Origin of the sequence: Burkholderia sp. ZZQ-2 (assembly GCF_050768715.1) — a bacterium.
Taxonomy (GTDB): Bacteria; Pseudomonadota; Gammaproteobacteria; order Burkholderiales; family Burkholderiaceae; genus Burkholderia; species Burkholderia cepacia.
The window spans coordinates 1-12,999 of record NZ_LDVA01000077.1 but is presented as its reverse complement, the minus strand read 5'-3'; the positions used below and the strand labels follow the sequence as shown (position 1 = coordinate 12,999).

10 protein-coding genes are annotated in these 12,999 nt (G+C 68.2%); 7 read left to right on the top strand and 3 right to left on the bottom strand.

The window, feature by feature from the left end; translation table 11 throughout:
• Positions 1-185: 185 nt before the first annotated feature.
• The 4 genes from ABY44_RS03375 (at position 186) to ABY44_RS03360 (ending at position 4,910) form a co-directional block, all read left to right on the top strand.
• Positions 186-1,382, top strand: coding sequence for a CaiB/BaiF CoA transferase family protein (locus ABY44_RS03375; protein WP_060172202.1), 1,197 nt, complete (start codon positions 186-188; stop codon positions 1,380-1,382).
• 113 nt (positions 1,383-1,495) lie between these two features.
• On the top strand, positions 1,496-2,797 hold the full coding sequence (locus ABY44_RS03370; protein WP_060084866.1) for a CitMHS family transporter: 1,302 nt from the start codon (positions 1,496-1,498) through the stop codon (positions 2,795-2,797).
• Positions 2,798-2,939: 142 nt separating this feature from the next.
• Positions 2,940-4,106, top strand: coding sequence for an acyl-CoA dehydrogenase family protein (locus ABY44_RS03365; RefSeq protein WP_021160073.1), 1,167 nt, complete (start codon positions 2,940-2,942; stop codon positions 4,104-4,106).
• A 60-nt stretch (positions 4,107-4,166) separates the two neighbouring features.
• On the top strand, positions 4,167-4,910 hold the full coding sequence (locus ABY44_RS03360; RefSeq protein WP_060172204.1) for an IclR family transcriptional regulator: 744 nt from the start codon (positions 4,167-4,169) through the stop codon (positions 4,908-4,910).
• 125 nt (positions 4,911-5,035) lie between these two features.
• Here the strand turns inward: ABY44_RS03360 and ABY44_RS03355 are convergent, their stop codons facing one another.
• Positions 5,036-6,391: a chitinase gene (locus tag ABY44_RS03355; protein WP_060172206.1), complete on the bottom strand. Its 1,356-nt coding sequence runs from the start codon at positions 6,389-6,391 to the stop codon at positions 5,036-5,038.
• A gap of 394 nt (positions 6,392-6,785) precedes the next feature.
• On the opposite strand from ABY44_RS03355, the gene ABY44_RS03350 reads away from it, so the two are divergent.
• Entirely contained in the window at positions 6,786-7,109 is a 324-nt protein-coding gene (locus ABY44_RS03350) for an H-type lectin domain-containing protein (protein ID WP_027787415.1), read from the top strand.
• Between the two features lie 502 nt (positions 7,110-7,611).
• A complete protein-coding gene (locus tag ABY44_RS03345) occupies positions 7,612-9,876 on the top strand; it encodes an Ig domain-containing protein (RefSeq protein WP_196488000.1) in 2,265 nt (754 codons plus the stop codon).
• A 216-nt stretch (positions 9,877-10,092) separates the two neighbouring features.
• On the opposite strand, the gene ABY44_RS03340 is transcribed toward ABY44_RS03345, so the two are convergent.
• Entirely contained in the window at positions 10,093-10,995 is a 903-nt protein-coding gene (locus tag ABY44_RS03340) for a LysR substrate-binding domain-containing protein (protein ID WP_060172210.1), read from the bottom strand.
• A gap of 94 nt (positions 10,996-11,089) precedes the next feature.
• Between ABY44_RS03340 and ABY44_RS03335 the strand changes: the two genes are divergently transcribed.
• A complete protein-coding gene (locus ABY44_RS03335) occupies positions 11,090-12,289 on the top strand; it encodes an MFS transporter (RefSeq protein ID WP_060172212.1) in 1,200 nt (399 codons plus the stop codon).
• A gap of 6 nt (positions 12,290-12,295) precedes the next feature.
• Here the strand turns inward: ABY44_RS03335 and cobJ are convergent.
• A partial coding sequence (cobJ, locus tag ABY44_RS03330; protein WP_431640843.1) for a precorrin-3B C(17)-methyltransferase occupies positions 12,296-12,999 on the bottom strand: 704 nt, incomplete at its 5' end.

Below are 12,999 nucleotides of genomic sequence, written 5' to 3'. Positions count from 1 at the left end.
CCCCACTTGCGCACGGCGACGTCTTCCGCACGGTCTCAGGGTGCCGCCGGGGTTGACAACATAATTCCCCAGTGTGAATATAAATTCATGCACAAGAATTATTCGTCGAATCCGGACGGTCGCGCCGCAGGCGCCTGGCCTGCCGGAACCGGCAGTCCGATCAACCGGAACCAGGAGCGGGACGCATGGCGGAATACGAGCAGCAGGGCGCGCTGGCGGGATTGCGCATCATCGATCTGTCGCGGGTGCTGGGCGGCCCGTACGCCACGCAGATCCTTGCCGACCACGGCGCGGAGGTGATCAAGGTCGAACCGCCGTCCGGCGACGAAACACGCACGTGGGGGCCTCCGTTCGACGGCGATACCGCGTCGTACTTCCTCGGCGTGAACCGCAACAAGCTCGGCATCGCGCTCGACCTGACGCAACCGGCCGACCGGGAGCGGCTGCTCGGCCTGCTCGACGACGCGGACGCCATCGTCGAGAACTTCAAGATCGGCACGATGGAGCGCTGGGGGCTCGGTTTCGACGCGCTGCATGCGCGGTTTCCGCGCCTCGTCCATTGCCGCGTGTCGGGCTTCGGTGCGGACGGCCCGCTCGGCGGGTTGCCCGGCTACGACGCGGCCGTGCAGGCGCTCGCGGGGCTGATGAGCGTCAACGGCGAAGCGGGCGGCGCGCCGCTGCGGGTCGGCGTGCCGATCGTCGATCTCGTCACCGGGCTGAACGCGGCGCTCGGCGTGCTGATGGCGCTGCGCGAGCGCGACGCGAGCGGCCGCGGCCAGTTCGTCGAAGCGACGCTGTTCGACTGCGCGCTGTCGATCCTGCATCCGCACACGCCGAACTTCTTCCATTCGGGCAACGCGCCCGTGCGCACCGGCAACGCGCATCCGAACATCACGCCGTACGACAGCTTTCCGACGGCGAGCGTCGACATCTTTCTCGCGGTCGGCAACAACGGACAGTTCGCGGCGCTGTGCGACGTGCTCGGCACGCGCGACTGGCCCGGCGATCCGCGTTTCGCGGACAACCGCGCGCGCAGCGCGAACCGCGCCGTGCTGCGCACGCTGCTCGAAACGGCGCTGGCCGCGCACGACGGCGCGGCGCTCGCCGAGCAGCTGATGCGCCGCGGCGTGCCGTGCGCGCCGGTGCTCGGGCTCGATGCGGCGCTCGATCATCCGCATGTCGCGCATCGGGCGATGAAAGTCGAGCTGGGCCGGCATCGCGGCATCGCGTCGCCGATCAAGCTTGGCCGCACGCCGGCCACGTACCGGCGGCCGCCGCCCGCGCTGAACGAACACGCGGCGCAGGTATTCGCCGACGCCGGCACGACCGGCTGCACTACCGAACGCGATAACGACCGCGATAACGCCCCGCGCCGGAACTGACCGGCATCGCGGCCGCCGGCGCGTACCGCGCGACCGGCGGCGCTGTACCGCACGACCATTCGAACCCCACGCCGGCCCACCCACGGGCGCACCGGCTGAAGAGGAGACGCATCATGCTTGCATGGATCGGCGCGATCGCCATCGTCGCGCTGTTCGGCCTGATCATCACGAAGCGGCTGTCGCCGCTCGTCGCGCTGATCGTCGTGCCGGTGGCCGCGTCGCTCGCGGCCGGTTTCGGGCTCGCGACCGGCAAGTTCATCGTGCACGGCGTACAGAACATCGGCCCGATCGCCGGGATGTTCGTTTTTGCGATTCTTTTTTTCGGTATCCTCACCGACGCCGGGATGCTCGACCCGATCATCGCGGGCGTGCTGCGCGTGATCGGCTGCCATCCGCCGCGCATCGTGATGGGCTCGGCGCTGCTCGCGCTGCTGATTCACCTCGACGGCTCCGGCGCCGTCACGTTTCTCGTCACGCTGCCCGCGATGATGCCGCTCTATACGCGGCTCGGAATGGATCGGCGCATCCTCGCGTGCGTCGCGTCGATGGCGGCCGGCGTCAATTTCCTGCCGTGGGTCGGGCCGATGCTGCGGGCGTCGGCGGCGCTGCACATTCCCGGTTCCGCGATCTTCATGCCGATGATTCCGGTGCAGATCGTCGGGCTCGTGTTCGTGTTCGGCACCGCGTACGTGCTCGGCGTGCGCGAGGCGAAACGCCTCGGGCTCGATCGTGCCGGCGCGGCACCGCTCGAGATCGCGCCGCGTGCGCTGACCGATGCCGAGCGCGCGTTACGCCGGCCGGAACGCTTCCGGATCAATCTCGCGCTGACGCTCGTGGTGCTCGTCACGCTCGTGTCGGGCATCGTCGACCCGATGGTGATGTTCATGCTCGGCACGGTCGCCGCGCTCGTGATCAACTACCCGGACGTGCAGGCCCAGCGCGAGCGGATCGACGCGCATGCGAAGGCCGCGCTGATGATGGCGAGCGTGCTGCTCGCGGCCGGCGCGTTCACCGGCATCATGTCCGGCACCGGGATGCTGAAGGCCATGGCGGACGTGGTGGTCGCGCACGTGCCGGTCGAGCATGCGCGCCACATGCCGTTCGTGCTCGGGCTGCTGTCGATGCCGCTCAGCCTGCTGTTCGACCCCGATTCGTTCTACTTCGGCGTGCTGCCGGTGCTCGCGGAAAGCGCGAAGCTGCTCGGCGTGCCGCCGATCCAGATGGCGCAGGCCGCGCTGCTCGGCCAGATGACGACGGGGTTCCCGGTGAGCCCGCTCACGCCCGCGACGTTCCTGATCGTCGGCCTGACCGGCGTCGAGCTCGCCGAGCATCAGAAATTCACGATTCCGTTCCTGTTCGCCGCCACGGTGCTGATGGTGTTCGCCGCGGTGATCGTCGGCGTGTTTCCGTTGTGAGCGCCCCAGGCCTGCCGCGTCGTGCCGGCGCCCCGACGGGGCCATCCCGCAAGGGGACGTTCCGCCAGGCGCACCCCCTGGCGCCGCCTGGCATTTTCCTCAGAGCGGCGCGGCCGCTCGGCCTTTTCCCGGAGAGCCATCCATGCAGTTCGACCTGACCGACGACCAGCGCGCAATCGAAAGCGCGATCGAGAAAATCTGTGCGCGCTTCGGCGACGACTACTGGCTCGAACGCGATCGCGCGGGCGGATTTCCCGCCGATTTCCACGCGGCGCTTGCCGAGGCCGGCTGGCTCGGCATCGCGATGGACCCGGCGCACGGCGGGGCCGGGCTCGGGATGACCGAGGCCGCGCTGATGATGCGCACGATCAGCGCATCGGGTGCCGGCCTGTCCGGCGCGTCGGCCGTCCACATGAACATCTTCGGGCTGAACCCGGTGCAGGTGTTCGGCAACGACGCACAGAAGGCGCGTTTCCTGCCGCCGCTGATCGCGGGGCGAGACAAGGCGTGCTTCGCGGTGACGGAACCCGATGCGGGCCTCGACACCACGCACTTGAGCACGCAGGCCCGCCGCGACGGCGACCACTACGTGCTGAGCGGGCGCAAGATCTGGATCTCGACCGCGCAGGTGGCGAACAAGATGCTGATCATCGCGCGCACGACGCCGCTCGACCGGGTCGCGAAGCCGACCGACGGGCTGAGCCTGTTCTACACCGATCTCGACCGGTCGCGCGTCGAGGTGCGCGAGATCGAGAAGATGGGCCGCAAGGCGGTCGATTCGAACATGCTGTTCATCGACAACCTGCGCGTGCCGGAAGGCGACCTGATCGGCAACGAAGGCGACGGCTTCCGCTATCTGCTGCACGGGCTGAATCCGGAACGCATCCTGATCGCGGCGGAGGCGATCGGGCTCGGGCAGGCCGCGCTGCGCCGCGCGACGCAGTATGCGTGCGAGCGCGTCGTGTTCGGCCGGCCGATCGGGCAGAACCAGTCGATCCAGCATCCGCTCGCGCAGGCGTGGATGCAGCTCGAGGCTGCGTGGCTGATGGTGATGAAGGCCGCGACGCGCTACGACGCGGGGCAGCCGTGCGGCGCGGAAGCGAACGCCGCGAAATACCTCGGCGCGGAAGCCGCGTTCCAGGCGTGCCAGACGGCGGTCGCGACGCACGGCGGGATGGGCTACGCGAAGGAATACCATGTCGAACGCTACCTGCGCGAGTGTATGATTCCGAGGCTCGCGCCCGTGAGTCCGCAACTGATCCTCTGCTACATCGCGGAGAAGGTGCTCGGGCTGCCGAAGTCGTACTGACCGTATCGACCCGGCGGCCGGCCCGGCGCGCGGTTTCCCGTTCCGATTCAAGCGCTCGTCATGGACGTCAAACTCGTTGCCCGCACGCTCGACCTGTTCGAGCTGTTCGCCGCCGAACGGCGGCCGCTGCCGCTCACCGAACTCGCGCGCCTGCTCAATGTGCCGGCGTCGAGCTGCCTCGCGATGGCGCGCACGCTCGTGAGCCGCGGTTACCTGTACGAAGTGCGCAGGCGCGGCGGCTACTACCCGACGCGCCGCCTGCAGACGATCGCCGCGGCGATCGACGCGACCGACCCGGTCGTCGACATCGTCCATCCGCATCTCGTCGCGCTGCGCGACGCGAGCCGCGAGACGGCCGTGCTCGGCAAGATCCAGGGCGTGTCGGTCACCTACCTCGACGTCGTCGAATCGGAGCAGGCGATCCGTTATACGCGCGAGCCGGGCGAACTGCGCCCGCTGCATGCGAACTCGATCGGCAAGGCGATTTTCGCGGAACTGGCCGGCGACGCGCAGCAGGCGCTCGGCGCGCAGTTGCCGTTCGAGCGCTTCACCGACGCGACGGTGGCGGATCTGCCCGCGCTCGTCGCGCAAACCGCACGGTTTCGCGAACTCGGCTGGGCCGAGAACTTCGGCGAGAGCGCGCCCGAGCTGTCGGCGATCGCGGTCGCGCTGATGCTCGACGGCGACTGGTACGGGCTGTCGGTGGTCGGGCCGTCCGAGCGGATCCGCCAGCATCGCGATACGCATGCGGCGCTGCTCGTCGACGCGAAGGCCAGGCTGCTCGCCGAGCACGCGCGCGGCTGACGGCGGGCGGGGCGCGCCGGAGGAGGGCCGGCAAGCGAAGCGGGCCGTCCGCCGGCGATCGGGCCGCGATCGCCGTGAACGGCCCCCGATGCGCGCGCAGGCCTAGCGACGGCCGATCCGCGGCATCACGACTTCACCCACACACCGCCCGCACTCGGGTTGTCGCCTTGCGTCCACCATTTCGCGCAGTATTTCGCGCCCTGGTACATCACGCAGGTGCCGCCTGAATACGCGGTGGTCGCCGACCACGTGGCCGTGCCGCCGCCGACCGGTTTCCACACGGCGGCCTGGCCGGGCACGTCGCCCTGCGTCCACCATTGCGCCTGATACGTCGTGCCCTGGTAGGTGACGGTCGCGCCGGCCGTATAGACCTGGCCGGCCGCCCAGGGCGCGCCCGGTTGCGGCGTGCCGCCGTCCGAGCCGCCGCCGTAGTTCGGATCCTGCGTGACGCCCGCGCCCCACTTGCCGTCGAGCTGCTTGAAGATCGTCGCGAACGCGTACGGCTGCTGCGCGACGCCCGAACAGGTCGGCGACGCATAGGTGCCGCCGGACGGGCACGCCTGGTCGCGGCCGACCGACCAGTTGCCGAAGAAACCGTAGCCGTTGGCGACCGCCGCGTTCAGGACGCTCTGCGCATTCGCGAGCGTGAAGGTTTCGCCCTGCACGTCGTTCACGCCGATCATCGGCGTGACGCCGACCATCTGCCAGAGCTGGGCATGGGTCTTCGGCTGGCCGGCCGACTTGAAGGCCGTATCGAGTTGCGCGTACAGCGCCTGCGCGGCGCTGATCGCGGCCGCCCCCATATCGATGTTCGCGGGGCCGTAGTCCATCGCCATCACGTTCACCGCATCGAACACGGCCTTGTTCGAGATCGCCGCGTTGACGACGTTCAGGCCGTCCTGCGTGAGCCCGGTCGGCATCGTCGGCAGCGTCAGCGTGACGTGCAGCGGCTTGCCTTTCGCCGCATAACTCGCCTGCAGCTGGGCGACGGCCTGGAAGTTGCGCGCGACCGCGGCCGTGTCGAGCTGCGACGCGCCCTCGATGTCGAAGTCGATGTGCGTGAGGCCGTACGTGTCGATCACGGTCTGATACGCGCCCGCCAGCGCGGGAACCGTCGAGCATGCCTGCATCAGCGGCGTGCCGTTCGCGCCGCCGAACGACACGGCGACTTCGCCGCCTTTCGCGCGATAGCTCGCGATCGACGTCGACAGCGCGGTCAGCAGGCCGCCGCTCGCGCCGTTGCCGATCGGCTGCACGCCGCCCCACGACGGCGTACACCCGTTGCCCGCGACCACGAACGCGAGCGTGAACTGCTGGATGCCTTGCCGGACGCCGATCTGGTCGACGAGCGGCGTCGGATAGAGCGTCACGTCGACGTAGGGCGCATAGACGCCGGCGCCCTGGGACACGCTCGCCACGGCGAGCAGGCAACCCGCGGCAAACGCGCGCGGGATGAAACGCGGCAACACATTGTTGTGCATTGTGTTCTCCAAGTGGAAGAGGGATACGCTGGCCCGCGTATCGCCGCCGGTCGGGCGACCGGGCATGCCCGGCCGGCGGCGTGCCCATCTTGGAGGATTCGCGTCGAATAGTGAATGCTTAGTTGTTCTTTTTGTTATTTGATTCTCGATACGTAACGATCTTGCCGATTCGACATCGTTCCGTCATGCATCGGGCGCGGAGCGGGACAAAATTGCCGTCGATTTCGACATGAAATCGACGCTTTCGACGCCCCTTGATAGCCGCCTCAATCATGTAATCACGTGTAATCGCTTTCGACGCATGCGCGGCATAACTTTGTCTGCGAGCGAAGTGCTTTCGCGCGAGGCTCACTCACTCACGACGTCACGTCGTTCCAACCATCAGGAGCTCAACATGCTGGAAAGAATCGTAGCAAAGCAGGCAGTCGGAAGCGTTCAAGGCGGCAATCAGGATTCCTGGATCAACCCGCCTTTCAATGCCCAAATCACGTTTCCGGGCACGTTTTCGACCGCTCCCATCGTGGTCGTGACGGCCCTCCAGGACCCCAACGACGCATCCAGTTATCCGGACACGTTCTCGGTGACGGTGACCAAGGTCACGACGACCGGATTCAACGTCAACATCACCCGCGAAGACAGGGTGTTCCCCAACTACTCGGGCAGCGACTGGGGGCAAAACCTCTACGTTTCGTATATCGCCGAAGTGCCGAGCCAGTAAAACCCGAACCGGAATCACGCGGCCGCTGCCTCTTTCCAACTGCGCCGGCTTCACCGCCGGAAGCTTGACGAGGCAGTTCCGGCGGCCGGCCAGCCGCAGCCATTCACTGCGGCTGGCCGCCATCGGCGTCGCCTGTCGCGCCGCATGCTCCGCGAAGGTTGCTTGCGCAGGCGAGGGCGGTCGAGGCGGTGACGGTGCGTTGCTGGACCCAGGGCTCACGACGCAAATCCCGCGATCCTGGCGCCGCAAAGGATCGCGCTCGAAAGCGCCGGCACGCTGGCCTTTCGATGAAAGAGCCGGCATCGACGGCAGGCGGGAGCGCTCGAATCGGTCGGGCAGACCCGCTATGCCCAATGTCCGGGGTATCCGCCGACCGTCGCCATCTGTCCGTCTGGTCGATCGATTCGGAATTCCAGCATTGGCTCGCGGCACGCCAAGGATGGGGGCACGGGTGCATCTGCGCCGCTCACGGCCCCGCCATTTTCGTCAGGAAAGTCGAAACATGACAAGCACTCTACACATTCCGGCCGGCTACTTGACGCTCGGCCTGGACTCCACCGGCGCTGTCGTCGAACTCATCGATTCGCGCAGCGGCCGCAACTACATTTCGCCCGGGAAATCCGTCCCGCTCGTCAGGCTCGTGATCAACGGCGTACTGGCGAAGCCCGCCGGCGTCCGATGGTCGTCCACCGACAACACGCTGTCCTTCGTGAATGATGCCGGCCTCGCATTCGAGGTCGATGTCCGCGTCCTGCAGAAAAACGGCTACGCCACCTTTGAAGTCACCCGCGTGTCGACCGATCCCGCTTCCGACGTTCAGACGCTGCTGTGGGGGCCGTTGCCTGTCGCGATCAACCAGACCGTCGGCGAAGCCGCGGGCGTGGTGCGAGACAACGAATTCGCGATCGGGCTCAAGCCGCTCAACGACCGCACCGAAGGCGCGTGGCCCAATGAATATCCGCAATACGGCTGGGAAAGCGACGTCATCCCCAATCCTTACAACGTGGACGTGGCGGCGCTGGAGCCGTGGTGCGCGGCGGCGAAGACGTCGTGGGGGGCCGTGCTGCGCGCCTTCACGTTCGACTATACGCGCCGGCGCGACCGGCTCAATCCCAATGGCTATCCGATCCCGCTCGGCCCGCTCGACAGCGCAGGCTCGGTCATCGGATCGAAGATTGCGCTGTACGGCAGCGCACCGGAGCTCGTGACAACCCTGTTGTCGTTCATTGCCTCGGGTGAAAACCTCCCGTATCCGACCCAGAACGGCCAGTGGCAGAAAGTGGCGCAGGCCAGCGGCCAGTCGTCTTTCGTGCTGGACGATCTCGACACCGGCAATGTCGGCAAGGCAGCCCGATTCGCCAGCAGCGCGGGAATCAACTACATCTACTCGCCACGGAATTTTCGCGGCCCCTGGAAATACACCGGGCATTATCAGTTCGACTTCACCTTCGGCGACAGCGACAGCGGAGCCGAAAAGCTGGTGGAAACCGCAAAGGAGTACGGCGTCCGCGTCGGCGTCCATACCATGTCGGACTTCATCAGCGTCGGCCAGCCCACCTCCATCGATCCGTACGTTTCGCCGCCCGCGGACCCTCGTCTGGCCTTGGGCGGTCAAGCCGCCTTGTCCCGGCAGTTGAGCATGACGAGCACGATGCTCTACTTGAGCGGATTCGCGCCGGTGCGGGACGGGATCAACGAGCAGATGCTGCGTATCGGCAACGAGTTCATCTCGTTCAACGCGGTCCAAAGGGGCGTCACCGAATGGCAAGTCAGTGGACTGACCCGAGGCCAGTGGGGCTCCGTCCCGGCCGAAGCCGCGCGTGGCACGCCCGTTGCGAGGGTGATCGTGAATTCGTACGGCGGGGCCATCGGCGGCCTCGGCATCATCGACGAGATCGCCACCCGGCTGGGCGCCATCAGGAACAACGTCGGCATCCGGTCCCACTCCTTCGACGGGGTGGAATCCGCCAGTGATACCGGCTGGGGCAGCTTCGGCATTGCCCGGTTGATCAACGGCGCCTACGCCGCCCAGACCGGGCACGACGGATACATCAGCGAGACGAGCCGGATGACCTCGAACGCATGGGACACGCTGACCCGCGCGAGCTGGTCCAATCCGGACGTGGATCAGCTGTACCGCGACAACGCCTTCTACCAGGCCAACTACCTGCCGGGCATGCTTGGATGGTTCGATATCACGGGCGTCACGTTGACCACGATCGAAACCAGGCTCGCACGCGGCGCGGCGCTCAACGCCGGCATTGGCTTCCAGAGCACGGTGGCATTCCTGCTCTCGGCAGAGTCGACGCCGGATATCCTCGACAAGATCAAGCAGTGGGAAACCGCCAGGAATCTTGGCGCATTCACCGAAAAGCAGAGGGCCGCGCTTCGCGACCAGACGACCTCGTGGACCCTGAGCGCCGTCACCCCCGGGCAAAGCTGGTCGTTGCAGCAGGTGAATGCCGACGGCGTCCCGATCGGCGCTCCGCAGACCGTATCGGCACCCACACCGCAACTGGGCCCCGCCGTCCTGCCGATCGCCACTCAAGGCACGCTCTACGGAGCGAAAATCACGACGAATACGCCTGCGACCGTCCGCTTCACGGTGACCAACGGGGGTTTGCCCCCAGGCCTCCAGTTCAATCAGGATACGGGCGGGATTATCGGTACGCCGAGGAAGACCGGGCGGTACACGTTTACCGTCACGGCCACGAATGACGGGGGACTGGCTGACGCGCGAGCGGTTTACACCATCGTGGTGCAGTGAGGTAGCGAGCAGCCCTCATCGATTTCGCAGGCGAGCGCGCCGGCATTCGGGACGCGCGTCGCGGCGACAGTGCGGCGCGCGTCATTCCGGCGATACCCGCGGCATTCGGTGAGGGCGATCAACCGTTCCGGCAAACGTGATCGGTGTGGAAGAGGGTGGCGCGCGGCCGGAGCACCGAAACCACGGGGAAGGTCGATCCGGATCGCTTGACTCGCATCAAGCCGATGCGGGCTGCACAAGCGAGCGCGCGAGTGCGACGAAGCGTTCGACGCACGCCGACGCAAACGGCTCGCCCCACGACATGATCTGCTCGACCGCGCGCGCGCCGGCGAGCGGCACGTACACGACACCCGGACGCTGCAGCGTCGCCGTGAAGCCCGGCACGATCGCGATGCCGCGTTCGGCGGCCACCAGCGACACGAGCGTCGTGATCTGTGCCGCGGTCGCACCGATGCGCGGCGCGAATCCGGCCTGTGCGCACAGGTCGTCCAGTGCCGCGGCCAGTGCCGAGCCGTAACCCGGCGGAAATGTCACGAAGGTTTCGCTCGCCAGCGCCGCGACGTCGACGCTCGCGCGGCCCGCGAGCGGATTCCCGGCCGGCACGGCGGCCACGAGCGGTTCACGCGACACGACGAGCGACGCCACCGGCACGCCAGGCGCGTCGCCCCATGCCCAGCCGAAACCGATGTCCATCGTGCCGTCCGCGATCTGCCGGTGCTGGCTGGCGGTCGCCGCCTCGCGGAACGCGAATTCGACGTCGGGCATCGTGCGGCTCGCGGCGCGGATGACGTCCGGGAACGTGTCGGACATCGGAATGGCACTCGCATAGCCGATCACGATTCGTCCGGCGATGCCCTGCGCGAGCTTGCGCGCGCTCGCCTCGGCCTCGGCGGCCGCGCTGACGACGTTGCGCGCCTGTTCGAGGAACGCGGCACCTGCCGGCGTCAGCCGCACCGCGCGCGTCGAACGCTCGAACAGCCGCACGCCGAGCTCGCTTTCCAGCGCGGCGATATGGCGCGTGAGCGGCGGCTGCGCGACGCGCAGGCGCAATGCCGCGCGGCCGAAGTGCAGTTCGTCGGCGACGACCACGAAATAGCGGAGGCGGCGCAGGTCGAGCATTGTTGTCGTTCCGGTATCAATCGCGATGAAAACGGTATTGGCGTGCGCACGGCGCGCTCGTCAGACTGTCGGCATCGACGACCAGGCAGCTCCGATGAACGACAGGACCACGCGCATCGCGTTCTTTCTCTGCGGCTTCGCCGCGTTTCTCAATCTGTATTCGACGCAGGGCATCCTGCACGAACTCGCGGCCACCTTCGGCGTCAGCGCGGAGCGCGCGGGGCAGGGCGTGAGCGCCACCACGACGGCCGTCGCCATTATCGCGCCGTTCGTCGGCGTGCTGGCCGCGCGCATCGAGCGGCGCATCGCGATCTCGCTGGCGGCGATGGCCGTCGCGCTGCCGGTCGTGTGGTCCGCGCATGCGGCAGGTTTCGCGTCGTTTCTCGGCGCGCGCTTTGCCGCCGGCCTGGTCATGCCGTTCGTCTTCGCGCTGTCGATCGCGTATATCGCCGAGCGCTTCGATCGCGGCACGTCGGCCGAGATCAGCGCGCTGTTCGTCGCCGGCACGACGCTCGGCGGTTTCGCCGGCCGCTTCGCGACCAACCTGATGACGTCGATGTGGGGCTGGCGGCATGCGCTCGACGTCGTCGCGGCGCTGTGTCTCGTCACGGGCGTCGCGATCTACGCGAGCCTGCCGGCGTCCGGCGCGATCGTGCGGCGTGTCGAACCCGACACGGACGCCGGTGCGGGGCCGGCCTGGCGCATCGTCACGCGCGGCCCGCTGCTCGCGTCGTTCGCGATCGGCGCATGCGTGCTCGCGTCGCAGGTCGCGACGTTCACGTTCGTCGGCCTGCGCCTGGCCCGCGCGCCGTTCGGCTTCGGCACGGTCGGGATCGGCGCGATCTACGCGGTGTTCCTGGTGGCGGTGGTCGTGACGCCGCTGGCAGGGCGCCTCGCGCGGCATCGCGGCCCGCGCGCACCGGGGCTTGCCGCTGCCGCGCTCGCGATCGGCGGAGCGCTGCTCACGCTGTCCGACCACGTGCCGGTGATCCTGGCCGGCCTCGCACTCGGCTCGACCGCCGTGTTCGTCGAACAGGCGTCGGCCAACACGTTCATTTCGCAGGCGGCGTCGAGCGCGCGCTCGACGGCGATCGGCATCTACCTGTCCTGCTATTACTTAGGCGGCAGCCTCGGCTCGATCCTGCCGGTGCCCGGCTGGCACCGGTGGGGATGGGCCGGCTGCGTCGCGTTCGTGGTCGCTGCGCAGGCCGTCGTCGGCGTACTCGTGTACCGGTTCTGGGGGGCGGGCGGCACGGCGTATGCCGGCGCGCACGGCGTCAGGCCGGCGCGCTGACCGGGTTCAGCGATACCAGCGCGGCGTATAGACCCACTCGCGACCCTCGCCGATCGCGAAGCGGCGCGTCGTCGACGAGCCGACGATCACCATCGTGCGCATGTCGACCTGGTCGCTGCGCAATGCACCGAGCGTCGTCGTCGTGAGCGTCGCGCCCGGCCGGCCGATGTCGCGGCCCAGCACGACCACCGTATCGGCCGTGCGATGCGCGCGCACGACATCGAGCGCGCGATCGAGCTGCCACGGCCGCGCGCGCGAGATCGGGTTGTAGAACGCCATCACCAGATCGGCTTGCGCCGCATGCCGCAGGCGCGTCTCGATCACGTCCCACGGCTTCAGGTTGTCCGACAGCGAGATCGCGCAGAAATCGTGGCCGAGCGGCGCGCCGGCCTGGGCGGCCGTCGCGAGCGACGCCGAGATGCCGGGCTCCACGCGCAGGTCGACCGCGGCCCAGTGCGGGTCGCGCGCTTCGTCGAGCGCCTCGAGCACGGCCGCGGCCATCGCGAACACGCCCGGGTCGCCGGACGACACGACCGCGACGCGCCGGCCCTCGGCCGCGAGTTCGAACGCATGGCGCGCGCGCTGCATCTCCTCGCGATTGTCGGTGCCGTGCACGCGCTGGTCGTCGCGGAACGGGCCGGCCATGTTCACGTAGGTCGTGTAGCCGAGGATGTCGGTCGCGTCCGCGAGCGCGGCGCGCGCGGCCGGCG